The 24,323-nt window shown below is 38.1% G+C and carries 21 protein-coding genes and 6 tRNA genes; 13 read left to right on the forward strand and 14 right to left on the reverse strand.

What is annotated here, in order from left to right; all coding sequences use genetic code 11:
* Positions 1–35: 35 nt before the first annotated feature.
* Both AC27HL_RS12890 and AC27HL_RS12895 read left to right on the forward strand, forming a co-directional pair.
* Complete coding sequence (locus AC27HL_RS12890) at positions 36–1,367, forward strand: MATE family efflux transporter (RefSeq protein WP_487081422.1); 1,332 nt, start codon at positions 36–38, stop codon at positions 1,365–1,367.
* Between the two features lie 127 nt (positions 1,368–1,494).
* Positions 1,495–1,571, forward strand: a tRNA-Val gene (locus AC27HL_RS12895).
* Positions 1,572–1,648: 77 nt separating this feature from the next.
* On the opposite strand, the gene AC27HL_RS12900 is transcribed toward AC27HL_RS12895, so the two are convergent.
* Positions 1,649–2,206 carry an SOS response-associated peptidase gene (locus tag AC27HL_RS12900; protein ID WP_487081423.1) on the reverse strand — a complete coding sequence of 186 codons (558 nt, stop codon included), beginning with the start codon at positions 2,204–2,206 and terminating at the stop codon, positions 1,649–1,651.
* Positions 2,207–2,533: 327 nt separating this feature from the next.
* Between AC27HL_RS12900 and AC27HL_RS12905 the strand changes: the two genes are divergently transcribed.
* The gene (locus tag AC27HL_RS12905) at positions 2,534–3,058 is read left to right on the forward strand and encodes a hypothetical protein (protein ID WP_487081424.1); all 525 of its coding nucleotides are present in this window, start codon (positions 2,534–2,536) and stop codon (positions 3,056–3,058) included.
* Between the two features lie 283 nt (positions 3,059–3,341).
* Positions 3,342–3,551, forward strand: a complete 210-nt coding sequence (locus tag AC27HL_RS12910) for a hypothetical protein (RefSeq protein WP_487081425.1) — start codon at positions 3,342–3,344, stop codon at positions 3,549–3,551.
* A gap of 332 nt (positions 3,552–3,883) precedes the next feature.
* Here AC27HL_RS12910 and AC27HL_RS12915 read toward each other — a convergent pair whose 3' ends face one another.
* Positions 3,884–4,066 carry a hypothetical protein gene (locus AC27HL_RS12915; RefSeq protein ID WP_487081427.1) on the reverse strand — a complete coding sequence of 61 codons (183 nt, stop codon included), beginning with the start codon at positions 4,064–4,066 and terminating at the stop codon, positions 3,884–3,886.
* Positions 4,067–4,188: 122 nt separating this feature from the next.
* Complete coding sequence (locus tag AC27HL_RS12920; RefSeq protein ID WP_487081428.1) at positions 4,189–4,440, reverse strand: hypothetical protein; 252 nt, start codon at positions 4,438–4,440, stop codon at positions 4,189–4,191.
* A gap of 611 nt (positions 4,441–5,051) precedes the next feature.
* Here AC27HL_RS12920 and AC27HL_RS12925 point away from each other — a divergent pair.
* Positions 5,052–5,528: a DUF2947 domain-containing protein gene (locus AC27HL_RS12925; RefSeq protein WP_487081430.1), complete on the forward strand. Its 477-nt coding sequence runs from the start codon at positions 5,052–5,054 to the stop codon at positions 5,526–5,528.
* 48 nt (positions 5,529–5,576) lie between these two features.
* Here AC27HL_RS12925 and AC27HL_RS12930 read toward each other — a convergent pair whose 3' ends face one another.
* From AC27HL_RS12930 to AC27HL_RS12945, 4 genes are all read right to left on the reverse strand, one after another.
* Complete coding sequence (locus AC27HL_RS12930) at positions 5,577–6,197, reverse strand: hypothetical protein (protein WP_487081431.1); 621 nt, start codon at positions 6,195–6,197, stop codon at positions 5,577–5,579.
* A 187-nt stretch (positions 6,198–6,384) separates the two neighbouring features.
* Entirely contained in the window at positions 6,385–7,416 is a 1,032-nt protein-coding gene (locus tag AC27HL_RS12935) for an AI-2E family transporter (protein ID WP_487081432.1), read from the reverse strand.
* A 105-nt stretch (positions 7,417–7,521) separates the two neighbouring features.
* A complete protein-coding gene (locus AC27HL_RS12940) occupies positions 7,522–10,116 on the reverse strand; it encodes an ABC transporter permease (protein ID WP_487081433.1) in 2,595 nt (864 codons plus the stop codon).
* Position 10,117: 1 nt separating this feature from the next.
* On the reverse strand, positions 10,118–10,918 hold the full coding sequence (locus AC27HL_RS12945) for an ABC transporter ATP-binding protein (RefSeq protein ID WP_487081434.1): 801 nt from the start codon (positions 10,916–10,918) through the stop codon (positions 10,118–10,120).
* Between AC27HL_RS12945 and AC27HL_RS12950 the strand changes: the two genes are divergently transcribed.
* Together AC27HL_RS12950 and AC27HL_RS12955 are read left to right on the forward strand one after the other, a co-directional pair.
* Positions 10,917–11,564 (forward strand): arylesterase, encoded by a 648-nt coding sequence (locus AC27HL_RS12950; RefSeq protein WP_487081435.1) that lies wholly within the window; start codon positions 10,917–10,919, stop codon positions 11,562–11,564. The genes AC27HL_RS12945 and AC27HL_RS12950 overlap by 2 nt on opposite strands.
* A 6-nt stretch (positions 11,565–11,570) precedes the next feature.
* Entirely contained in the window at positions 11,571–13,136 is a 1,566-nt protein-coding gene (locus AC27HL_RS12955) for a cation:proton antiporter domain-containing protein (protein ID WP_487081437.1), read from the forward strand.
* A gap of 157 nt (positions 13,137–13,293) precedes the next feature.
* Here AC27HL_RS12955 and AC27HL_RS12960 read toward each other — a convergent pair.
* The 5 genes from AC27HL_RS12960 to AC27HL_RS12980 all read right to left on the reverse strand — a co-directional run bounded on the left by AC27HL_RS12960 (position 13,294) and on the right by AC27HL_RS12980 (position 14,169).
* Positions 13,294–13,369, reverse strand: a tRNA-Glu gene (locus AC27HL_RS12960).
* Between the two features lie 97 nt (positions 13,370–13,466).
* Positions 13,467–13,542, reverse strand: a tRNA-Glu gene (locus tag AC27HL_RS12965).
* A gap of 135 nt (positions 13,543–13,677) precedes the next feature.
* Positions 13,678–13,753, reverse strand: a tRNA-Glu gene (locus tag AC27HL_RS12970).
* A 145-nt stretch (positions 13,754–13,898) separates the two neighbouring features.
* Positions 13,899–13,974, reverse strand: a tRNA-Glu gene (locus AC27HL_RS12975).
* A gap of 119 nt (positions 13,975–14,093) precedes the next feature.
* Positions 14,094–14,169 (reverse strand) — tRNA-Ala (locus AC27HL_RS12980).
* 400 nt (positions 14,170–14,569) lie between these two features.
* On the opposite strand from AC27HL_RS12980, the gene AC27HL_RS12985 reads away from it, so the two are divergent.
* The gene (locus AC27HL_RS12985) at positions 14,570–15,499 is read left to right on the forward strand and encodes a gluconeogenesis factor YvcK family protein (protein ID WP_487081438.1); all 930 of its coding nucleotides are present in this window, start codon (positions 14,570–14,572) and stop codon (positions 15,497–15,499) included.
* A 90-nt stretch (positions 15,500–15,589) separates the two neighbouring features.
* Here the strand turns inward: AC27HL_RS12985 and dcd are convergent, their stop codons facing one another.
* Both dcd and apbC read right to left on the reverse strand, forming a co-directional pair.
* Entirely contained in the window at positions 15,590–16,183 is a 594-nt protein-coding gene (gene dcd / locus AC27HL_RS12990) for a dCTP deaminase (RefSeq protein ID WP_487081439.1), read from the reverse strand.
* A gap of 87 nt (positions 16,184–16,270) precedes the next feature.
* Entirely contained in the window at positions 16,271–17,350 is a 1,080-nt protein-coding gene (gene apbC / locus AC27HL_RS12995; RefSeq protein ID WP_487081440.1) for an iron-sulfur cluster carrier protein ApbC, read from the reverse strand.
* Between the two features lie 160 nt (positions 17,351–17,510).
* Between apbC and metG the strand changes: the two genes are divergently transcribed.
* The 5 genes from metG (at position 17,511) to AC27HL_RS13020 (ending at position 24,237) form a co-directional block, all read left to right on the forward strand.
* Positions 17,511–19,631 (forward strand): methionine--tRNA ligase, encoded by a 2,121-nt coding sequence (gene metG / locus AC27HL_RS13000; RefSeq protein WP_487081441.1) that lies wholly within the window; start codon positions 17,511–17,513, stop codon positions 19,629–19,631.
* A gap of 239 nt (positions 19,632–19,870) precedes the next feature.
* Positions 19,871–21,994 (forward strand): cation:dicarboxylate symporter family transporter, encoded by a 2,124-nt coding sequence (locus AC27HL_RS13005; protein WP_487081442.1) that lies wholly within the window; start codon positions 19,871–19,873, stop codon positions 21,992–21,994.
* 80 nt (positions 21,995–22,074) lie between these two features.
* Positions 22,075–22,479: an Rcs stress response system protein RcsF gene (gene rcsF / locus AC27HL_RS13010; protein WP_487081444.1), complete on the forward strand. Its 405-nt coding sequence runs from the start codon at positions 22,075–22,077 to the stop codon at positions 22,477–22,479.
* Complete coding sequence (tsaA, locus tag AC27HL_RS13015; RefSeq protein WP_487081445.1) at positions 22,469–23,197, forward strand: tRNA (N6-threonylcarbamoyladenosine(37)-N6)-methyltransferase TrmO; 729 nt, start codon at positions 22,469–22,471, stop codon at positions 23,195–23,197. Before rcsF ends, tsaA begins: the two co-directional genes overlap by 11 nt.
* 143 nt (positions 23,198–23,340) lie before the next feature.
* Positions 23,341–24,237, forward strand: a complete 897-nt coding sequence (locus tag AC27HL_RS13020; protein ID WP_487081446.1) for a DMT family transporter — start codon at positions 23,341–23,343, stop codon at positions 24,235–24,237.
* The last annotated feature ends 86 nt before the right edge of the window (positions 24,238–24,323 follow it).

Consider the following 24,323-nt stretch of genomic DNA (forward strand, 5'->3'; position numbering starts at 1 on the left):
ACATTAATCGCTTTTTTTCCAACAGCAAAAATTTAATGAAATTGGCCTACCCAATTTTAATTGCCCAACTTATCCAAAATTTAATGGGTTTTGCCGACACCGTAATGGCCGGACGCGTTAGCGCCACTGACATGGCAGCCGTTGCCGTAGCAAGTAGCGTGTGGTTGCCACTTATATTAACCATTTCTGGTTTAGTGATGGCACTTGCCAGTATTGTTTCGCAGCTTTCAGGCGCAAAACAATTTAACGATGTAGCCAAGGCGAGTTACCAAACCGCTTGGATAGCCGTATTCTTTTCTGTCATCATTATTGTGCTGTACTACATAGCTACACCGCTATTAATTGACTCTATTGCTTTAGAGCCAGAATTAAAACGCTTAATGTTTGAATACCTTGGTTATATCGTTTGGGGTGGCCCAGGTTATTGTTTGTACTTGGTTCTGCGAAACTACTCTGAAGGTTTGTCACATACCCGACCAACTATGATCATCAGCATACTTGGCTTACTGATCAACATTCCCGCTAACTACATTTTCATTTATGGTGAATTTGGCGCACCAGCACTTGGCGGCGCAGGCTGTGGTGTTGCTACGGCTATTGTTTATTGGGTGATGTTCCTTGGCATGTTTACTTATGCTTATTTTTCAAAACACTTAAAGCACGCACCACTGTTTACCAAGTTTTTCTGGCCACAATGGAGCGAAATTAAAACCATATTAGCTTTAGGTGTACCAATTGCCCTGTCTTTACTATTTGAAGTGAGCTTGTTTGCCGCTGTTGCTATTATTCTTGCGCCATTTGGTGCCAATGTCGTAGCGAGCCACCAAATCGCAATTAACTTTTCCGGCTTAGTGTTTATGGTTCCGTTAAGTTTGGCAATGGCTGTCACCATTAAAGTAGGCTTTGAAGTTGGAAATAAAAACTTAGAACAAGCAAAAGAGCTTTGTCGCTATTCCGTAATATTAGGATTAATTATCGCTGTTGTAACTGCCGCAATAACTTTGCTATTTAGCCATCAAATAGCGGCTATTTATACCATTGACGAAGATGTACTTGAACTCGCTGCCAGCTTAATGTTTTTAGCAGCACTGTTTCAATTTTCAGACGCAATACAAGTAATATCGGCTGGCGCATTACGTGGCTATAAAGATACTAAATCAATTCTTTATATTACCTTTTTCTCTTATTGGATTGTTGGCTTATCGTTCGGATTAATTCTTGGCATTACTGACTGGATAGTACCTGCCACAGGCCCTTATGGTTTTTGGATAGGCTTTATTTCTGGTTTAACGGTTGCCGCCATACTACTGGCATGGCGATTAAAAGTGGTGCAAAACCGTTTCGACCAACAAGCGTTAGCTAGCTAGTATTTTGTTTGAATACAAAGCGGTTTGTTGAATTAAGCAGCAATCGAGCAGCGTTTTACATAAAAGGGCTTGCACTTGCTAAAACAGATCGCTAACATAGCGCCTCGTTGAGTCCTTCAACTTGTATACGTCCGTAGCTCAGTTGGTTAGAGCGCATCCTTGACATGGATGAGGTCGGTGATTCGAATTCACTCGGACGTACCAAAATTCTCTTTATTATTCAATCTCTTACTTTATAAGTTAGTTTAAGCTGTTCGCTTTTTGTCTAGCAAAATTTGAATTCAAAAACTTTTAGATACGTTTATCATTTCACTATTTACTGACTGCATTAATGGCTGAAGCTGTTCTGTTCGTGCATTAAACCAGTAGTCAATATTCTCTGGTAAAACAATTACAGGCATGCGTTTATGGTACTGCTTGCACTTTTCATTGGGTGATGTCGTTAATGTTACCAGCTGATGAATATCACTATTGTAGGTTATTCCCGCCATATACATTGGCTGATTATCGGCATGACTAAACAAATATTTTACTTTTTTACCTTCTTCAGCTCTCCATTCATACCAGCCCGAGCATGGTACTAAACAACGGTTACTATTAAAGGCATTTCTAAACGTTGGTTTTTGAGCAGCAGTTTCGCTTTGAGCATTAATAAGCAATCTTTTAGACCAGCTAGGTTGTATTCCCCAACTTGTATCTAATTGCTGATAGTTTCCGTCAATTAACGATATTGTTGACGTGTTTTGACTTGGGCACAAATCATTATTTGATTCAGTCCAAAATTTAATGCCAACTGCATCACTAACAATTTGACACAAGGGGTCGTTAATAACGTTCATTCTGCCACACATAACCAATCTCAATCTCAATATCAATATCAATATCATATGAAAGAAATTAGTTTAATATAATTCATAAAACATAAACAACTAATAGACATTTTCGAAATCTCATCGTATCTTGCGAGCCATACGACAATAGGAACGAATAACCAAGGGAACTACGCATTGGTATATGTAGCTTTATTTTTAATCATTATTCTATATTTTAAAATTGCAGATAATTATCACCGAGTATTTTCATATAAATATGGGAAGATGAGATCAAAATTTGATTGGCTCAAATTTATTTGTTTTTGTCTAACAATCTCAGTAATCATATTATCTGTGATTTACTATGTTATTGAGTCAGGTGAAAACTCACCTCTTGCATATATATTTTTAGTACCATTCATTACAGGCTATCAGGCCTATTTTTTCCTAGCAAAGTTTAACTGTAATGAATTTTCGTTTTCAAGAATGATCCCTTTTAGTAAGTCATACAATATCCATTTATCTAACCCTCTCATTGATAAATTAAAAAGAATAAAAAAGAAAGAGGCAGAAAACACAATAAGCGCTCGTAATTATTTAAATAATATTACTGAAAAGAAATTAGTGGATGAAATTAATTTTTGTTTTGAAAAAAAGAATGCAAAGCGTATCGTTATGACCTCACATCATATAGGCCAAGAAGATTACAAAAAGGAAGTGATAAATCACCTTTCTCTAAAGAATTTCATCATTAAAGAAAATTCAATTTCTTTACCAGAAAGGTATTTAATGGCCTTAGTTCTATCAATTATGCTTAGAAGCTTAAAACCACTTTATTGGAAATTTGGAAGATTAGATATATATCTTTCAACTCACTAAAGTTTACTATAAATATTTCTTTTTGGTTTATCCCCAAAGGCTAGGCTCTTTATAGCCCTTTAAAAATAGGACACATGAGAAACCAGAAAAATACTTTATCCTCGTGTTACTAAGACGGGGGTCTTAGATTACTTCTCAATTTTACAATCGCTCATTAAATTATTTTGAAAATAATGAATTGCAATTGAATTGCCAAAAGTAGAAAGTCACTCTTGACTTCGCTTAGCCCAGAATGCAGTATTCTTTTGACGTTTCTCCTATTTATTTTTTAAAGGAGAACCATATGGCCATTTTTTTAGTTTTAATCAGTTTAGCTATTCTATTTCTTATTGCTGCTGTTGCCCTCTATTTAAAAAATCCTTCAGAAAAAATTCAAGAGCTAATAATAAATAGAATATTAATATTTGCTTTGTTACTTCTATCTGCTGCAATTGTTCGTACTAATATTAGTATCGACAAGGTAGTAAACTTAATCCAAACATTATCTAACTGACAATATTAAATTAAGCTCCTAATCTGATGACGTCATTATTGCTTACTAGTTTCCAACCCCAAATTTTAAATAGAACGTGAACAAGTTCACAACCTCAGTAAAATTTCGCGTTAACGTTTTTCTTTGTGGTGCTCATCAACAATTTTGTACATATGCACCCGATTGATGAAGTTAAATTCTGCGGATTCATTCCAAAGCTTAAGCAGATAGTTAAACTCTTTGACTTCATATGGCCTGGCTGTTTCTGTTAGTACTTTCTCTCACAAGTAATTAAAGCTATTGAATTGCTCTCTATTCATCATAAACACTCCGTTTCTGTTTACGATTATTCCTTATTTATCGGTTGAACTATCTTGTTTAGCGCGCAGAAAAAAATCATCAAATACATTGTGGTCGCGAGACTGTCCCCATTCATCAAGAAGTAGGTGATACTCAGCCAGTTCTTGCGGAGTTGCTGTTTGTTTAGTGGCTTTATCTGATAAATAGCTAAAGCGCTCTTGTTTAGCATTATGCATAATAAGCACTCCTTGCTTAGGTCATTTAACTATCGTACAAAATGCAAAAATTTCAAGTATCAGCGCTGTTAGCATTACCCCAATAAATAACCTTAAGTAGGTGGATATATAAGAATTAATCGTTAACTTAAAGCCAGTGGTGCCCTTTCAGCATTTAACGCCGCCCAGTGATTAACTTCTGAAACGACTAGCCCGTCGTTATCGTCAAGCAAGGCTTTAAAGTGATCACGTATTCGCTCAACCGATGTGTCTGCCTTTTTTAAACACCAAGTTGACTCTAACACCCGAATGGCCCCTAAATGTTCAAGCTCGTCAATTAATTTTAAATCGTTTGCTCTATCGCATAAGTCGTAAGTTAAAAAGTACAACGCCAAAACAGCACTCCTTATGTGTTCAGCTGTAGGCCGCAATAAATATAGCCTCAAATGAACGTAGGTTTAATAAAGCCTTGATGATACAAAAATGTTTAATAAAAACCATTACACGACATTACACGCGATTTTTTCGCTATAAAAGCACACGTTCGTTACACACCATTAACAAGCAAAAGCCTTATTAATTTAGTTTTTAATAAGCTTTAGTCACGTTAATCATGTCATTATGTACCGCCTGCATTACTGGTGGTAAATGCTCAGTTGCCGCATTAAACTAATAATCAATGCGCTTATGATAAAGCTGACTTTTTTCATTGGGTGAAGTCGTAATTTGTTTCAGTCCAAAATTTAATACCTAGGGTATCACTGACAATTTTACATAGAGGATCGTTAATAACGTTCATTCTAGCGCACATAATTTTCCTCACCTTTTATATACATACACAAGCCCCATCACTAATATTCAAAAAACTTAATCAACTCTTAAGCACAGTAATTGAAGATAATAAACTCATGCAATCCATTTAAAAGTTCGTGTAACTGAAAGATTATTTGATGAGAAAACTGCTGCACTTGTTATAATGGCCACATAGACCATCACGAAAACGACTATGAATTACACCACGATTGAAGAATTAAAAAACGCTTGGATATTCAAACATAAAAGCTTACCTATTAGTGATAGCGACAAAGAAAAAATTAAACCTATGACGGCTAATAGAGCAAAAGTATTATGGGACGGCAATATTAGTAAACAAGTTGACCACCCTGACTTTTTCAAAAAAGGTGATTGGGCTGAAAATGGTAGCTCATGGCTAGATAGTGGTAAATGGGAAAGTACTTGGGACGGTGATAACGAACAATTACCCGAACAAATTCTACAACATTTAAACTGGGACAATAATACCGTTATTTATTATTGTTCAAGCCGTAATAACGTTATTGAAACCACTTGGGCAGTATTTAAACGTTGTTGGAAAAACTTCTTATTTATGGATGACGGACCTATTTTAATCGGTAAAAAACGCAAAGAAGCGGTGCAATTTTTATCAACCGGTTATTTTAAATTGGGTAATAGAACTAGCTAAACTAACAAAGACAAAAATTCAGGGGCATTGTGCCCCTTTATTTTTATTTTAGAAAACTACTGATAACTTGGCTCCGGTATAAGCTTGGCTATCGGCCTTCCAATATTCGCCATCGACTTGTCGATAGCGTGTAAATGCTTCAATTTGCAGGTGTTCAAACTTAAAACCGGCACCAACACCAATATAACCGTCTATGTCATTCGAATCATCATGATGACTTCTATTGGCAACAACATAGTCATTATCATCATCGCTGTAGAAAACCCGATAATGATGATCTTCATCGCGATCTTGAAATGCCAACTCACCTAAATCAAAGCCCACTTCTGCGTAAGCGAAGATATCAGAAAAATAGCCGAATTTAAAACCAGCTTCCCAGGCTAAATAGTCGTGTTGATCGCCGTCTCTATCTGTCACTTCTGCTTTACCAATTGAGCTAAGAACCGACATACCAAAATTTGAATCTCTATTTGTTAACCAAATTTCAGTACCAATACCTGAAATATAGTCATCACCATTAACTTCATTTTTAACAAAAAAACCGAACTTAGGTGCTTGACTAGCACTAGCACTAAACGCCGCTAAAAAAAGTACCATAACTAGTGGCGTAATTAAGTATTTAATGCCGAACGTTATCGACTTATTTTGAATTGTTGAATGCGCTAACATGAGCGTCCTTACTATAGGGTTTGCTGACCTGGTAAATACAGCTTAAAACATAGGACTGTTCGCTTCAGTAACGAAACTGTTAGTTAATCAAGGCATAGTGTTAGAAAGTGTAAGCAATAAAGAAGCGAAAAATAAAAAGGTAGCCTTAGCTACCTTTAATGAATTAATTTAGCAAAATAAAGCGTTGCTATGCTTCTTCACTTGAAAGCATTACCGCAAACCAGCGCCCTTCTGCAGAACTTTCTAACGCTATTTTTATTACCATGGTTAATGGTACAGAAAGTAGCATACCCACAGTGCCTAATAACCAACCCCAGAAAATTAAAGAAAGAAAAACAACCAGCGTTGATAACCCTAAGCCTCGTCCTAAATATCGAGGTTCAACAACGTTACCCATTACCGTATTTATCGTTAGATAACCTAAACCAATAAAGCCAGCCGCCGCCGGACCTAATTGTAAAACGGCCAACAATACGGCAGGCACTGCGGCAATAATAGAGCCAATATTTGGAATATAATTCAACAAAAAGGCAAGCACACCCCATAATAAAAAGAAGTCTAAACCAAATATCCATAACATGGTTGAAACGCACACACCTGTGGCGATACTAACCAATGTTTTAATTGCGATATAGTTATTTACTGACGCTAAAAATTCATCAATTTGCTTTAACCTTGCTTCAGGATCATCCATTGCTAAATGCAATTTTCTTGGAATTGAATAAGCTTCAAACAACATAAATATTACGGTGATAATGATCAAAAATAAGTTGGTCATTACGCCACCTAATCCACTAAGCATATTCGCAGCTAATCCCATGGCTGCACCGGGGTCAAAATATTTAATTAACAGATCAGAGGATACTTTTATATTGTATTTATCAAGTTGGGCAGTAACCCAAATAAACTCTTCTTTAAGTTGTGCACGATACTGCGGAAGGTTCTGTGAAAGTTCATTTAATGAATTACCCACAAGCCCGGCGAGAGATAACACAATTGATAAGAAAATAACAATTACAAAAATCACCGCAATTGGTTTTGGTATTTTATATTTTTGTGCTTTAACCACTAATGGGTTACAAATAATGGCAATAAATGCCGAAAGTAAAAATGGTACTAAAATGGTGGCCGCGGTTTTAACACCAGCTAACACGACAAATAAGGCCGCCGTTACTAATAAAAACTTCACTGTGCCTTCAGATTTTCCTTGTAAACCCATAACTTAGTCTAATTCAATTTATCTTGAGAAAACTATACGCGATTTTATAGCTAACTAGCCAGCAAAAACGCGTATAGAGACTAAATTTATACGACTTATGCTTCCTTACATGGTTCTCCGTATCAAAGTAACGCTTGAAAGGTTCAATAAACGCCAACAACTTAGCATACCAATAAGGCCAACAAATAAGGCACCAGCACCTATACCGACTAACCAGTATTGAAAATGAAAGCTGCCCGACATTTGAAAAACTTGGCTTTGTAGAATATAAACCGCGATTTCCATGCCGATACTTGCCATTAAACCAGCAATAGCACCTAATGCAACAAACTCATACAATACACTATTACGCAGCAACTTACCTTTAGCACCAAGTGTTCTTAATATAGCTAATTCCCGCTCTCGCTCTTCCATACTGGCTTGTACTTGCGCAATTAATACTAAACTACCTGCAAGTACTACAAGAATAAGAATGAGCTGAATGGCTACCGACACCTGCTCAATTATATTATTGAGTTGCGCCATGATTGCCGCAAAATCCATTAATGTAACAGTTGGGAAATTCGCCATAAAGCGGTAAACCATATCGCGGTCTTGATCAGTCACTGACCACGCTGAAATTGCCGTTGTTGGAAATTTATCAAGCACGCTTTGGTTAAAGATCATAATGAAATTTAACTGACGGCTTTGCCAATTCACTTCTCGAATACTGGTTACTGGCACGGTAAACTCATCAGAGCCTAAGGTAAAAGTTAATTCATCACCTAAGTTAATTTCTAGACGTTCTGCCATATTACTTTCAATTGACACTTGTGGTGTTTGATCATCAACTTGCCACCACTGCCCATCGATTACTTCATTCTCAACTGGCAATTCATTGCGCCAAGTTAAGCCAAGTTCACGGCCAGCGCCACGACGACCTTCTTGTCGCGGCTGTTCATTGTCAGTATCGTTAGCTTTTTCATTCTTGGCTTCGTTATCTGATTCCGCACTACCACCTTGACGGTTATCATCATCTTCACGAATAGTTTTTTCACCATTTATTGCCGACAAACGGCCGCGATAAATATTATAAAAGCCTTGGTTAGCAATATTATTTTCATTGACAAATGCCTGCAAAGGAGACACTTGCTCAGGGGTTATGTTGATTAAATAATGGTTAGGCGTGTCTTCAGGGAATTGCTGTTCCCACTCCGACAAAATAGAGCTTTTCATCACGGTAATTAACAGCAAAAGTTTTATGGCAATTGTAAAGCTCACCAATTGCACACTGTTTTCACTGGCACGGCGTTTCAAATTGGCCAGCGCCAAATGCCATGACTTACCTGCTTTGGTGCCAACTGTGCGGCCGGCACTCATTAAACCTCGGCCAAATAACAGCAAAATAAAAGAAACAAAAATGCCACCTAAGAGCAATGCTGCACTCATAATGAGGTTTTGGCTAAAAATAAACAGCAGTAAAAATAGTGCCAACAATGGTGGTAATTGATGCCAACCAAATCTAGCCACTTTTAGTTGACTAAAACCGCGAATAACATTTAATGGTGAACTTGCCACTAAGGTCATAATTGGATGAATGGCAAAAGCAATGGCGCATAATAATCCGGTAAAAATTGCCGTTAAAAATGGCACAAAGGTTAGCGGTGCATCATCTAACGAAAGATAGTTTGCAATGGCATTAACGCCAAGTAAAAGCAAGCCATAACCAACAATTAAACCAACAGCGATACTCAAACAGCTTAATAATGTCCAATGTAGGCAATACAGTTTACGCACATGAGAAATAGACGCACCCATAGCTTTAAAAATAGATACTGTTGATTGGTGACGCTGACCATAACGACGACTTGCCACCGCAACGGCAACAGCCGCCAATACTATGCCTAACATACTTGCTAAAGATAAAAACTTTTCAGCGGTATCTAGTATGTTTGATAAACGATTTTGAGCCGCTTTAGCATCGTACCACCGCTGACTTTCATTTATTTGCGGTTTTATCCAATCTTCAAAGGCTTCTACGTCACTTGTTTCACCAGCAAATAAATACTTGTAGCCCATACGGCTACCTGGCTGAATGAGCTCAGTTTTCGGCATATCAGCAATATTTAAAATTATGGTTGGGCCAGCGATAAAAGCGCGGTAAGACCTGTCAGGAATATCGGTAACAATACCGGCAATGGTTAATGGCGCAACACCAATTTCGACTGTATCGCCGATATTTACAGCAAGGCGACTTAACACACTAGGTTCAACCCAAACCGTACCGGGTTTAGGTGCATTTACAACCTCACTATTGTGTTGTGTTAAAGACTTTTTAACGCGAAGTTCACCCCGTAACGGATAGCTTTCAGAAACCGCGTCAATTTCGCTTAACAGCATATTATCGCCAGCGAAGGCCATTGACTCAGTTTCAATTTTTCGTGCGTGATTCAACGAAAGCTGCTGGCTTTTCTCCAAAATACTCGCATCTGCTTCTGAAGACATACGTAAAACACGGTCTGCGCCTATGGTATTTGTACTATTAGCGACTATGGCGTGTTTTATTTGCCCAGAAAAACCCGTTAATGAAAATACCGTTGCCACGGCGAGTACAATAGCGAGGAAAATAATAGTGAGTTCACCGCGTCGAAGCTCATGGTGTAGTAACCGTAACGACTGCGCAAACCACATAGATGATTTATTCGTATTAACTGCGCTCATATTAACCTACTTGTGGTACTGAACTTGGGTTGTTTGCATTGTCTTCATTAGTTAATTCACTTTCTTGAATTACAATTTGCCCGTCACCATCATTTGCAACATCAATAGCATTCACCGCTTGTTTTTCTTGTAGTACACCACTGTCCATTTCTACTTGGCGTTGGCATCTAGCAGCAAGTTTTGGATCATGTGTTACCAGTACTAAGGTAGTGCCCTCTTTGGCGTTAAGGTCAAAAATTAAATCGGTAATATGCTGCCCTGTTTTACTATCAAGGTTACCCGTGGGTTCGTCAGCAAATAAAATATCTGGCTTGGCGATAAAAGCTCTAGCAATAGCGACACGTTGTTGTTCACCGCCTGAGAGTTGCGATGGGTAATGGTCAAACCTATCACCAAGCCCCACTTGTTTCAGTAACGCTTCTCCACGTTCTTGGGCATCTGCTTGATTAGCAAGTTCTGCCGGAAGCATGACATTTTCCAATGCCGTTAAACTATTAATCAGTAAAAACTGCTGGAAAATAAACCCAACGTGCTGTGCGCGTACTTGGCTTCGTTGTTCTTCATTAAACTGGTGAAGTGGCTGATTTTTAAGGTACACTTCACCTGAACTAGGTAAATCTAGCCCTGCTAATATTGACAGTAAAGTGGTTTTACCTGAGCCAGAAGAGCCGACAATAGCGATTGACTCACCTGCCGCAACTGTTAAATTGAGTGGCTGAAGCAAAGCTAAAGTTTTGTCTTCAACTTGAACTGATTTAGTTAAGCTTTTAACGCTTAAAATACTCTCGGAATTTACATGCATGAAAAATTATCCACTTTTTATATTATTTATTAGTTTATTCATTGTTACTGCGGTTAATGCGGCAGCTGCAAAAACCAGTGTTACGCCCAAAACCAATATATTACTCTTAGGTGATAGTATCAGCGCAAGTTACGGGATGAAACCCACTCAAGGTTGGGTTCATTTATTAAACCAAAAACTTGCGCAACAAAATCAACCATACACAATTATAAATGCCAGTGTTAGTGGAGAAACGACGAGTGGCGGTTTATCAAGGTTAGCAGGCATTTTAAACAATGAAAATATTGACCATTTATTGATCGAACTAGGTGGAAATGACGGTTTACGTGGCTATTCACCTAAGTTAATTAAACATAATTTGTTACAAATGATCAAATTAGCAAAAGATAAAAACATAAAAGTATCAATGATTAAGATAAAAATAACGCCTAATTATGGCCCAAGATACAATAAAATGTTTGAACAAGTATTTGAAGATGTTGCCAGTGAGACTGAAATAACATTATTGCCGTTTTTTATGGAAGAAGTTGCAACAAATAAAGCACTAATGCAAGCCGATGGCATTCACCCCAATGCCAGCGCACAACCTATTATTGCAAACTATGTTGAGCAACAACTAGCCACTTTAATGAGCTCGGAGCATTAATACTCAATGGAATTTATTTGGATCGGATTTGCTTTTATATGTGGCCTGCTTACTAAGGTTATTGCCTTACCACCATCGATTGGTTATTTAGCTGCAGGCTTTGTTCTACACTTTTTGGGCTATCAAGCTGACAGTATGGTAACGGCCTTGGCCGATATCGGTATTACCTTAATGCTTTTTACTATCGGTTTAAAACTCAATATAAAAGATTTAATAAAACCAGAAGTTTGGCTTGGTAGCTTAAGTCATACGTTAATTTGGCTAGTTATTGGTGTTGTACTTCTAAAAGTTATTGCACTTATCAGCATTCCATTTATTAGTGGTTTAGATACCACAACATCTGCATTGATCGTTTTCGCGCTTAGTTTTAGCAGTACCGTTTGTGTGGTCAAATTAATGGAAGATCATGGTGAAATGCGTACCCGGCACGGCAAACTAGCCATTGGTATACTGGTAATGCAGGATGTAGTGGCGGTGATTTTTTTAGTATTAGCAACCGGAAAAATACCAAGCCCTTGGGCAGCTTCGCTTTTACTACTCATTCCATTAAAACCTTTGATTAAAAAAATGATCGACAAAGCAGGTCACGGCGAGTTGATCCCTCTAATGGGTTTTTTTGTCGCTTTTGGCGCTTATGAATTATTTGAATTGGTAAAAATTAAAGGTGATTTAGGCGCCCTACTTGCGGGTATGTATTTGGCTTCACACAGCAAGGCAACTGAAATTTCCAAGTCACTGTTAAGCTTCAAAGATTTATTTTTAATTGGCTTTTTCTTATCTATAGGTTTCACCGCTTTACCTACTCTAGAAATGTTGCTGATAGCGTCAATTTTAACCTTGCTTTTACCTATCAAGTTTTTGTTATTTTTCTTTATCTTAGTGAAGCTAAACCTGCGCGGTAGAACAGCATTTTTATCAGCATTAGCATTAAGTAATTTCAGTGAATTTGGCCTGATAATCGCATCACTAAGTAGTAAATCTGGTTGGCTATCACCTGAATGGCTAGTTATTTTGTCACTTGCGGTTTCGTTATCATTTATTTTGACCAATATATTATACAACTTTGCTCATGACTATTTTGCCAATAACAAAGAGAAGTTTAAACGCTTTGAAAGTAATAAACGTTTAGCCGAAGATAATTTTATTCAGCCATGCTCTGCCCCAATAGCCATTATAGGTATGGGTCGTGTTGGAATGGGTGCTTATAAAGCCCTAAATGCACAAACAGAAAACCAAGCCTGGGGATTAGATACAGACAAGAATAAAGTTAAATGGTTAAATGAAAACGGCGTTCAAGCCTATTTAGGTGACGCTGAAGATGCTGACTTTTGGGAAAGTATTGATCTTAGTAAAATTGAATTAACGCTACTCGCCCTGCCCTCAGTGCAAGATATTATGAATATTACCGCACAAATTAAGCGTACAAATTATCAAGGGAAAATTGCCGCTATTGCTCGATACGATGATGAACGTATTGCTTTAGAGAACTTTGGTGTAGATAAGGTATTTAACTTTTACAACGAAGCCGGTGTTGGTTTTGCTGAAGAGAGTATTAATTTGATACAACAATAATCGTATTACGCAACCCTAGCTGCCTTTATTTATGTGATACAAGGTAGCTAATCACGGTTTCATTCGTCAAATTTCAGACATAAAAAAACCGACATAAGTCGGTTTTATTATTTTCACTTTTAAGCACTGAATATCTGCATAAAAGCAAAATAAATAGTGGCATCCCTAAGGGGATTCGAACCCCTGTTACCGCCGTGAAAGGGCGGTGTCCTAGGCCTCTAGACGATAGGGACACAAGACAATGTGATTAAAGTTAAATAATTTAACCCGTTCACGTATTGTATCTGATTGCTAAACATTAAAAAAACATTTATCAATCTAAGTTAATGGTGGCATCCCTAAGGGGATTCGAACCCCTGTTACCGCCGTGAAAGGGCGGTGTCCTAGGCCTCTAGACGATAGGGACACATCAATACCAAATGAAATACTTAGTTATAAAATTACCGTAAAAAGCTCTAGCCTAGTGAACTTATGATAACTTTATATATTCCATAGTATGTGTCAAAAACACTTACCAATAACTTATCTAACTAAAAATGAGTGGCATCCCTAAGGGGATTCGAACCCCTGTTACCGCCGTGAAAGGGCGGTGTCCTAGGCCTCTAGACGATAGGGACACATTATCAACCTGAAATACTTAGCATAATAAAACCGTATAAAGCTCTAGCCTAGTGAACTTATGGTTTACATATATATTTCTTGTTTGTGTCTAAAACACGAACTCATTTTCTTTTTTACTTCCGTAGAAGTCTTCCGAAGAAGTGGCATCCCTAAGGGGATTCGAACCCCTGTTACCGCCGTGAAAGGGCGGTGTCCTAGGCCTCTAGACGATAGGGACACTAAAACGATAAAATAAACTTTTCAGCTTATTTTTGTATTCCGATAACCTAAAGATTATCCAAACACCTTTATCTTTTTATCTATCTTTTAATATTGCATAAACAACACTAAATAATATGGTGGAGCTATGCGGGATCGAACCGCAGACCTCTTCGCTGCCAGCGAAGCGCTCTCCCAGCTGAGCTATAGCCCCACATAGAAATAAAATAAGTGGCCTAATACTTATCTTAACTCTCCTCCAAACAAGCAATCGAGTTACTCGTTGAAAGCGAGGCGCATTCTAAGCAGCGACCATGATACTGTCAACACTTATTTTAGATATTAATGCATTTTTTTCAAAGATTTCATCTAACTGATTACTTATAGAACAAGTTGACTAAAATTTGTCTTATCAAGCGTTTATATTAGTCGTTATGCGATAACTATCTAGGAATAAAATAAAAACTTTGCTGTTATTTCCTAGTGTTAATTTAAAAATGGTCGCTAAGCTTTCTACTTAACAAGCTAACTCATGCAGAAACTCTAGCTTGTAGCTTTATTTATCGTATAATTAACGTTATGGTTATAGCTCAATTGAAAAAAATAATAGTTATATGCAGCTAAAAGAGCTCAATGTGGTTGCCATTGGCGGAGGTCACGGTCTAGGGCGTGTACTTTCTACTCTCTCCTTCCTTGGTAATCAATTAACAGGTATTGTCACCACTACTGATAATGGTGGCTCTACCGGACGTTTAAGAAAACGCAGTAGTTCGATTGCTTGGGGTGATTTGCGTAATTGTTTAACTCAGCTGGTTGATGAGCAATCAGTGGGTAGCCAATTATTTAACTTTCGCTTCGATGGCCAAGATGAACTTGGCGGCCATAATCTTGGTAATCTAATTTTATACGGTTTAGGTCAAATACACTCCCGTCCTTTAGAGTCTATTAAACTTGTTCGTCGACTACTAGGTGTAAAGACACCGGTACTGCCTATGTCAGAAACACCGACAGACTTGATGGCTTTTTATCCTGAAGGTCGTTGTCGCGTAGGTGAATTATCTGTTGATGAAATGCCGATAATGCCTAAAAATTTGATGTTGGCTCCACTCGTTAAAACCTTGCCCAACTGTATTGATGCCATATTAAATGCTGATTTGGTGATACTTGGCCCTGGAAGCTTTCTTACGAGTGTTGTACCACCACTATTAGTACGCGACATAAGCAACGCGCTAAAGCAAACCAATGCACACCGTGTTTTTATTGATAATATTATTGCCGAAAATAGTCCGGCGGCAGATTTAAGCCTAGATGAAAAGCTAACTTGGATAGAAGACAATATAGGATGTTTACCTATCGATAGTGCCATTTGTCATGATCACAAAGTGACCTCTAAGCGAATAAGTGTTTGCCATCATGAGTTAAGCAGCGACACTGTGGCCCATTACCATAGCCGCGATAAGCTAATTGCGGCATTAAATATGTGTATATCAAAAGCACTTAATGCCAATGACGAAATGCCAGCCAACGCCGTTAACTCAAATTAAAACTCATATTAAAGTAAAGAGAAAATTATCCATCAAAAAAGCCAACGACTAACGTTGGCTTTTTTATGTGAATTGCTAGGCCAAATTACATTACTTTTGGCTTTCATCTTGGCTAATACGACTAGCAACCGCGCCCATTTGCCCTTTGTATTTGGCATCATCACGTTTGTTATAAGGGCGTAGTGCACTTGATGACATAGTTTCAAAGTTTAGCGCTGCTATTTTCATTTTAGGGCGCAAAGCTAACGGTAATTTTCCACTATTATAAAACTCTAAAACAATTTGTCCTGACCAACCTGGGTCAATACGGTGTGCGGTCACATGTACCATGAGTCCTAAGCGCGCTAACGATGAGCGGCCATCTAACCAACCAACAATATTATCTGGCAAAGTAACTGACTCATAAGTCACCGCCAATGCTAATTCACCTGGATGTAGAAAAAATGCATCACCATCTTTAATAAATATTTCATCGCTCATGACTGAATTCATGGCATTTTGCATTTCATCTTTCGGACCACTCAAATCGATATATGGCGCGGTATGATCTTGAAATACCCTAAATTCATTACCTAAACGAATATCAACGCTGACGCCTGAAATCATGCTGCTGTCAGGAGTGGGAGAAATTTTTATCTCGCCTTTGCTAATACTTTCTTCAATATCTTTGTCACACAATCTCATGATTATTCTTCTTAGATTTAGCTGTTAAATAAAGTAACGAATTACCACTACTTTACTATTAAATTATTTTTGTTTTAAATTTCTACATTAACTATCAACAACCTCGGGGGTTGTTGGGCTGCGCATATCTAACTGATAATAAAGTTGAGCAGCAACATTGCGCGCTATTTTACGATAGAGCTGAGCCAATTCACCAGTGCTATTTTCATTTATTAAGCAGCTGCCATCATCAGCATCTTCGCGAATACGAATATCTAACGGCAATTGCCCTAATAACTGTGTTTTAGCTGTGTTAGCAATACGCTCGCCACCACCTTCACCAAATAAATTCGAGTGATGCCCACAATTATCACATTGGTGATAACTCATGTTTTCAATAATACCCAAAACCGGTAATTTAACTTGGTCAAACATCGCCATGCCTTTTACTGCATCAACTAAGGCAATATCTTGTGGCGTGGTGATCACCAAAGCTCCTGCAACGGGCACTTGTTGCGCCAAAGTTAGTTGAATATCACCTGTACCTGGTGGCATATCAACAATTAAGTAATCTAAATCTGACCAGTCTGTTTCATTTAACAGTTGCGAAAAAGCGCGACTTGCCATTGGCCCACGCCACACAGTTGCATTGGCATCATCAACCAAAAAACCAATCGACATTGCTGCTAAACCATTCGCTTCTAGCGGCGTAATTAATTTACCATCACTTGATGTCGGTTTTTCACCTTTTAAACCCAACATGGTGGGAATTGACGGGCCATAAATATCTGCGTCTAATATGCCAACACTACAACCTTCAGCTATAAGCCCGTATGCTAAATTTACCGCCGTGGTTGATTTACCCACACCACCCTTACCTGACGATATCGCAATTATATTTTTAATGCCTTTAATTGAGTGCTGCCTTACCGGTTCAACCTGATATTCAACCTCAAAATGCACAGGTAAATTGACCTGCGCCGTTAATTGTTCAGCAAGTTCATGTAACTCACTGTCACACGGAAAAGGTAACGTGGTAGTGATCAGCAACTCGTCTTTAATTAAGTTCATCGCCAGCGCTTGGCATACCGATAAAAAGCCTAGCGGGAAAGTATCAGAGCGATAAGTATCAAGAAAATTATTAACGGCCTGTTGCGTTTCGCTAGTAGGGTCATTTTTAGAAAACATATTTTTAGTAAACTTATTTTTTGAGAAAAAAGTTGAGAACATTTTTAAAACGCGTTTTATCTTACCTTTATCACATAAAGGCGATAATTCTTAATGAAAAGTAATGACAAATTCTGTACCATTCACCGCATAATTACCACCAATAATATGTAAACTTTATATGTCTTTATCAAAGTCATCTGTATCAGCAACAGATAAACGTAAAATTTTAGTTACTTGTGCCCTCCCTTACGCCAATGGTTCAATTCATTTAGGCCATTTATTAGAGCATATTCAAACCGATATTTGGGTTCGCTTCCAACGTATGCGTGGTCATGAAACTTACTTTGTTTGTGCTGATGATGCTCACGGCACACCTATTATGCTAAAAGCTCAAGAGCTTGGCGTATCGCCTGAAGAGATGATCGCAGGTGTTCGCGAAGAACATATGGCGGACTTTGCTGATTTTCACATTAGTTTTGACAACTATCACTCAACACATAGCGATGAAAACAAAGCGTTTGCCGAAGAAATTTATAATCGTTTACATGCTAAAGGTCATATAAAAACACGTACCATTGAACAATTATACGATCCAGAAAAAGGTATGTTTTTACCTGATCGTTTCGTTAAAGGTACCTGTCCAAAATGTAAAAGTGAAGACCAAAACGGTGATAGCTGTGACAACTGTGGTGAAACCTATTCACCTACCGAAGTGTTAAACCCACGTTCAGTAGTTTCAGGGGCAACACCGGTTTTACGTGATTCAGAACATTATTTCTTCGACCTACCAGCGTTTGGCGAAATGCTACAAGAATGGACGCGTAGTGGTTCATTACAAGAAGAAATGGCGAACAAATTAGCGGAATGGTTTGAGTCAGGTTTGCAACAATGGGATATCAGCCGAGATGCGCCATACTTTGGTTTTGAAATTCCAAATGCACCGGGTAAATACTTCTACGTATGGTTAGATGCCCCTATTGGTTACATGGGCAGCTTTAAAAACTTATGTGATAAAACCGGTATCGACTTTGACGCATTTTGGAAGTTAAATTCTGAAGCTGAGCTTTACCACTTTATTGGTAAAGATATTATTTATTTCCACAGTTTATTCTGGCCTGCAATGTTAGAAGGTGCAGGTTTTAGAAAGCCAACGTCAGTTTACGCGCACGGTTTTGTTACCGTTAATGGCGCTAAAATGTCTAAATCTAAAGGTACCTTTATTAAAGGCCGTACTTACTTAGAGCATTTAAACCCAGAATATCTACGTTATTACTACGCGGCAAAACTTACCAGCCGTATTGATGATTTAGACTTAAACTTAGAAGATTTTGCACAACGTGTTAACTCTGACTTAGTGGGTAAAGTGGTTAATATTGCTTCTCGCTGTGCAAGCTTTATCACCAAGCGCTTTGACGGCATGTTATCAACAAATATTGATGACCAAGCACTAGCAGACGAAGTAATGGCTGCTGGTGATAGCATAGCGGCCCATTATGAGTCTCGTGACTTTGGTCGTGGTATGCGTGAAATCATGGCGCTAGCAGACAAAGTAAATGAATACATTGCTGTAAAAGAACCTTGGCAGTTAGTGAAAGACGAAACTAAGCAACAAGAAGTACATGACATTTGTTCATTAGGTATCAATATGTTCCGTACCTTGATGATTTATTTAAAGCCTGTGCTTCCGGTTTTAGCTGACAGTACAGCAGCGTTTTTAAATGATGAATTAATTTGGGAAGGCCACAAAACCTTATTAACAGATCATAAAATTAATAAGTTTAAAGCCCTACTACAGCGTGTTGATATGGATAAAGTCAACGCCATGACTGACGCATCAAAAGAGAACTTATCAAGTAAAGCAGAAGAGCCGAAAGCGAAAAAAGCGGATAAGAAAAAATCTAAAAAGTCAGAGCCAAAGCAAGAACTTACTGGCAAACCATTAGTCGATGACCCAATTTCAGAAGAGATTCAGTTTGATGACTTTGCGAAAATTGACTTACGCATCGCGAAAATTGTTAACGCTGAACATGTTGAAAAAGCCGATAAGCTTTTAAAGCTTACCTTATCGCTAGATAATGAAGAAGGTGGCGAAACGCGCCAAGTATTTGCTGGTATTAAATCAGCTTACCAACCTGAAGATTTAATTGGTAAACATACAGTAATGGTCGCTAACTTAGCGCCACGTAAAATGCGCTTTGGCATGTCAGAAGGCATGGTATTAGCTGCTGGCCCTGGTGGTAAAGATTTATGGATTTTAAACCCAGACGATGGCGCACAACCAGGCATGCGTGTTAAATAATTAACTGGCATTAATATACTAATTTAGGCAAACCTTTACGCAAATTTAGGTTTGCCTTTTTTATATTTCAAAATAAATTAATATCAGCGCTTATCGATGTTAAATCATGACATAAGGGCAAAATATTCAAAAAAACATCCTCTTTTTAATACAATCGAGTTTAATGAAGACATATATCTTTCATTCAATTTACTATACTGTAAAAATAATAACTCAAATAAGACATAGCCTTAGCCTACATGAGCAAATTTAAGCTTAGCCAAATTCCGTTATCTGCACGCATTATTGTTGCAATGGCCTTAGGCCTCATCATTGGTGGTCTAGGAACTTCACTTTTTTCCACCGTTGACCATTTAGCAAACGCCTTTGTTATGTTATTGCAAATGACAGCCCTGCCCTATATTTCATTGTCACTTATGGTTGGTATCGGCAGCTTGTCGGCTCATAAAGCTAAAGGCGCATTAAAAAGCAGTTTTCTGTGGTTATTAGCACTTATTACATTAACCTTAGGGTTTATTCTTTTAGCGCCATTATCTTTCCCTAATTGGCAAACCGCTGAATTTTATAGTGCTAATACCGTTAAAGTCAGTCAAGAATTTAACTTAATAGAACTGTTTATTCCGTCAAACCCGTTTAATGCCTTTGCTAATGCTATTGTTCCATCGGTCGTTTTATTTAGTGTTTTTATTGGCGTAGGTTTAATGCCAATTAAAAATAAACGGCAAGCCTTGAGTGTACTTAGTAGTTTGCAGCAATCCGTCAGTAATATTAGTAATCTGGTAATGCGCTTTGCCCCTATTGGCGTGTTTTGTATCGGTTGGCGAGCAGCCTCCTCACTCGACGCCTCACAACTTGATGGTTTAATGATCTATGTCGCCAGTGCTTTGGTACTTGTTGTGCTGTTATCTTTTGTGGTATTCCCAGCATTACTAGCTATGGTGACACCTTTTAGTTATCGCGCCATTTTAAAAGTATCACGCGAAGCTATGATCACGGCATTTGCCACTGGCAGCTTTTTTGTTGTTATTCCCATTATCGTTGAAAAAACCAAACAGCTCATTGCGGCCTATTATCCACAAACCACCAACGCCGATAAAATCTCAGAAGTAATTGTACCTATAAGTTTTAGTTTACCGGTAGGTGGAAAATTACTGGCGTTACTATTTGTGCTATTTGCCGCTTGGTTTTCTGGGGCTTACATTAGTTTTGAAGATTACCTACAGCTTATTGTTATAGGTATTCCACAACTATTTGGTACAAGTACCTTAGCAATGCAAAATTTATTAGAGTTGTTCAATGTATCTAGCTCAATGTTTGACTTCTTTATTGTCGCTGAGAACTTGGCAGTTGGCCGTTTATCCGCGTTATTATCTGTCACTTTTGCCAGTTGTTTGCCACTATTAATCGCTACCAGCATGGCAAAGGCTTTTCGCTTAAAAAAAGACATGTTAATTAAAAATATAGCGATTATTCCAGCACTGTCCATTGTTGCCTTTATTTCACTAAAATTTGCATTTAGCTCAATAAGTTATCAATACCAAGGTTATAACAAATTTATTAAACGCGATTTTATAATGGAAGAGGTTAAGAGCCATTATTTGAGCGAACCTGAGGTCAACAGTAGTACAATTCAACCTTTTACCGGTGTTCTTGAACGAATTAAGCAACGTGGCTTTATTCGTGTTGGCTACTTTCGAGACGATCTACCCTATTCATTTCATAATCACGAGGGCAAACTTGTTGGTTTTGATATTGAAATAATGAACCAACTAGCAATTGATTTGAACGTTGAAATTGAGTTTGTCAAAATATTTCATGATCAAGCTAAGCCTTTACTAGCCTCTGGATACCTTGATATTACTTCGGGCGTCCCAGTTATTCCTGACAATATGGCGCAATTTACCCTAACCATGCCCTATAGTACTCAAAACATTGCTATTGTTGTTAAAGACCAACGAAGAGCAGAATTTACCGAGTGGGAAAATATCACACAGCGAGAAGACTTAACCTTAGGGATCCCTGAAACTTTCTTTTATAAAAAAGCCATAGCGCGAAACTTTACCCATGGCAAAGCTTGGCAAATTTCAACACCTAGATTATTTTTTAAAGAAGAATTTGCCCATATTGACGCTATGGTATTTGGCGCGGCGGCTTCTTCTGCTTGGACATTATTAAACCCTGACTACACAGTTGTTGTACCAAAACCTGAACTACCGCCTTTATATATGGCATTTCCTATCAATAAAAACGACCATGCCTTTGAACTATTTATGCGAAACTGGATCTCAATGAAACAACAAAGCAAAACAATAGATAAACTATTTAATTATTGGATTAAAGGTAATGTAAACTTAGCCAATTAACTTTATTTACTCTATTGCCTTTGTCGCTATTACTTATTGGCTATTAGACCTAAACAACCGAAAAGAATTAACTAAATATCATGACAAAACAAACACTAAAATTGGCGCTAACGGCCGCAATATTGCTTACTGGCTGCGCAAAAATTAATGATATCTCAACAAACCTTGATCGCGATAACTTCAAACATTACTTTTCACCCGCTAAAGTGAAAATTGTTGAAAGCGAAAAGGACTTTACCGGTAAGTTTAAATTTGTTGGCTTAGTTGAGGGGGAGTCCTGCCAAGAAAAAGCCCATCATGCTGCGCCTAATGAAATTGATGCCCGCACAGAGGCACGACGTAACGCCTACGAGCTAGCAGCAAATGCGATTATTTTTAGCCAATGCCTGATGATCGAGTCTGATCAAGCGGCAAAGTACTGTGTAGCTTCAACCGTATGTTACGGACGTGCATACCAAGTTGAGCAATCAAATAATGACAAATAGCATAAACTTTGATGTTATTGGTACGGTTGAATCTCCATATAAAGAAAAGTTTGCTATTCCACGACAACCGGGCATTGTTAGTGCTGCACAAGGTAAAGTGATATTACATGGCTTAGCTAATAATATTGATACCGTACGAGGCTTAGAGCAATTTAGTCATCTATGGCTGTTATTTGTTTTTCATGGCACGCAAGAGCAAGGCTGGAAGCCCCTTGTGAGACCACCTCGTTTAGGTGGTAATAAAAAGCTTGGTGTTTTTGCCACCCGTTCAACATTTCGACCTAACCCTATTGGCATGTCAGTGGTTAAACTCGATAGAGTTGTACAACAAGGCTCGCATGTTATTCTTCATATCAATGAATTAGACTTACTCGACGGTACGCCAATCGTCGATATTAAGCCTTACGTGCCATACGCTGATATTGTCGAACAAGCGCAAGGCGGCTATGCTCATCAGCAACCAGAAACAAGCATTAGCGTAGTGTTTTCAGCTGAGGCGAAAACAATATTAACTACAGTTAGTGCAGAATACCCTACTTTACAAAGCCTTATTGAACAAGTGTTAAGCCAAGATCCGCGCCCTGCCTATAAGCAAAAAACTTTCGATGAAAAGCTATATGGTATGGCATTATATGAATTTAATATTCAATGGCAGATGATCGATTTAAAAACGCTTTATGTTATAAGTATCAGTAAAGCAGTTGCTAACTCGAGTTAGCTTAATATCCTATTTAAATAAATTGCAGCTAAATGTCCGGTTATCGCGACTGCTTGATTTAAATATCTGTCACTATGTATAAATAAGCAAAAAGTCACACGAAAAAATTTAATAACGACATTCACAAAATACGAGAATCCAATTTGCAAACAGTTAGCAATACCCAGTCAAGTATCGAATTACTACTTTTAGCCGCTATTTGGGGTTCTTCCTTTATGTTTATGCGCGTTGGCGCACCTGAGTTTGGCCCAATTATGTTTACGGCGCTGCGCACAGGCATTGCCGCACTTTTTCTTTACTTTTGCTTGGTAAAATATAAACAAAAAGAGGCGCTAAAAGGCCGTTGGCAGCAAATTTTTATTGTTGGCACATTAAATACCGCAATTCCTTTTGCATTATTTGGCTATGCAACGTTAACTCTTACCGCAGGTACAACATCGGTATTGAATGCAACAACACCAATGTTTGGCGCTATTGTCGCTTATATTTGGTTTAAAGATAAACTCAGCGTCAGTGCAACGTTTGGCTTAATATTAGGCTTTATTGGTGTGTACTTATTGGTTTCTGAAAATATCCATTTACCAAATAGCGAAAGCACAGGTAGCAATAACGTATTACTACCGACGTTAGCCGCGATGCTTGCCGCCTTGTGTTATGGTATTTCGGCAAACTATACCAAGAAGCATTTCAGCGGAATAAAACCGTTAGCGCTTGCTGCTGGTAGCCAAATTTCGGCAACAACGTTATTAATCCCTATTAGCTTATTTTTTATTCCTGACGATATTCCAAGTTCGTCAGCAATAGTTTCTGTCATACTCATTGGCATAATTTGTACAGGCTTTGCCTATATTTTATTTTTCCGCCTCATAGCTCAGTTAGGGCCAACCAAAGCTATATCAGTAACTTATCTTATTCCAGCGTTTGGTATTTTATGGGGAGCATTGTTCCTAGGAGAAACAATCAGTTTAACCATGCTAATTGGCGGTATCGTCATTTTACTCGGTGTGGCATTAACAACAGGGCTAATTAAGCGAAAATAGCCCATTATTTATGTTCTGCAGAAAAACACTATGGCCTAGAAAAGCTGTAAATGAGAGAAAACCATAAACAAAAGGCTGCTATAAAG

This window comes from Colwellia aquaemaris (assembly GCF_057548755.1).

Coding starts and splice junctions, on each gene's coding strand:
- AC27HL_RS12915 (WP_487081427.1), bottom strand. CDS start 4,066: ATGCATAATGCTAAACAAGAGCGCTTTAGCTATTTATCAGATAAAGCC.
- AC27HL_RS12985 (WP_487081438.1), top strand. CDS start 14,570: ATGCAGCTAAAAGAGCTCAATGTGGTTGCCATTGGCGGAGGTCACGGT.
- AC27HL_RS12910 (WP_487081425.1), top strand. CDS start 3,342: ATGGCCATTTTTTTAGTTTTAATCAGTTTAGCTATTCTATTTCTTATT.
- AC27HL_RS12930 (WP_487081431.1), bottom strand. CDS start 6,197: ATGTTAGCGCATTCAACAATTCAAAATAAGTCGATAACGTTCGGCATT.
- tsaA (WP_487081445.1), top strand. CDS start 22,469: ATGACAAATAGCATAAACTTTGATGTTATTGGTACGGTTGAATCTCCA.
- AC27HL_RS12900 (WP_487081423.1), bottom strand. CDS start 2,206: ATGAACGTTATTAACGACCCCTTGTGTCAAATTGTTAGTGATGCAGTT.
- dcd (WP_487081439.1), bottom strand. CDS start 16,183: ATGAGATTGTGTGACAAAGATATTGAAGAAAGTATTAGCAAAGGCGAG.
- apbC (WP_487081440.1), bottom strand. CDS start 17,350: ATGTTTTCTAAAAATGACCCTACTAGCGAAACGCAACAGGCCGTTAAT.
- AC27HL_RS13005 (WP_487081442.1), top strand. CDS start 19,871: ATGAGCAAATTTAAGCTTAGCCAAATTCCGTTATCTGCACGCATTATT.
- metG (WP_487081441.1), top strand. CDS start 17,511: ATGTCTTTATCAAAGTCATCTGTATCAGCAACAGATAAACGTAAAATT.
- AC27HL_RS12935 (WP_487081432.1), bottom strand. CDS start 7,416: ATGGGTTTACAAGGAAAATCTGAAGGCACAGTGAAGTTTTTATTAGTA.
- rcsF (WP_487081444.1), top strand. CDS start 22,075: ATGACAAAACAAACACTAAAATTGGCGCTAACGGCCGCAATATTGCTT.
- AC27HL_RS12955 (WP_487081437.1), top strand. CDS start 11,571: ATGGAATTTATTTGGATCGGATTTGCTTTTATATGTGGCCTGCTTACT.
- AC27HL_RS12940 (WP_487081433.1), bottom strand. CDS start 10,116: ATGAGCGCAGTTAATACGAATAAATCATCTATGTGGTTTGCGCAGTCG.
- AC27HL_RS12950 (WP_487081435.1), top strand. CDS start 10,917: ATGAAAAATTATCCACTTTTTATATTATTTATTAGTTTATTCATTGTT.
- AC27HL_RS12890 (WP_487081422.1), top strand. CDS start 36: ATGAAATTGGCCTACCCAATTTTAATTGCCCAACTTATCCAAAATTTA.
- AC27HL_RS12925 (WP_487081430.1), top strand. CDS start 5,052: ATGAATTACACCACGATTGAAGAATTAAAAAACGCTTGGATATTCAAA.
- AC27HL_RS12945 (WP_487081434.1), bottom strand. CDS start 10,918: ATGCATGTAAATTCCGAGAGTATTTTAAGCGTTAAAAGCTTAACTAAA.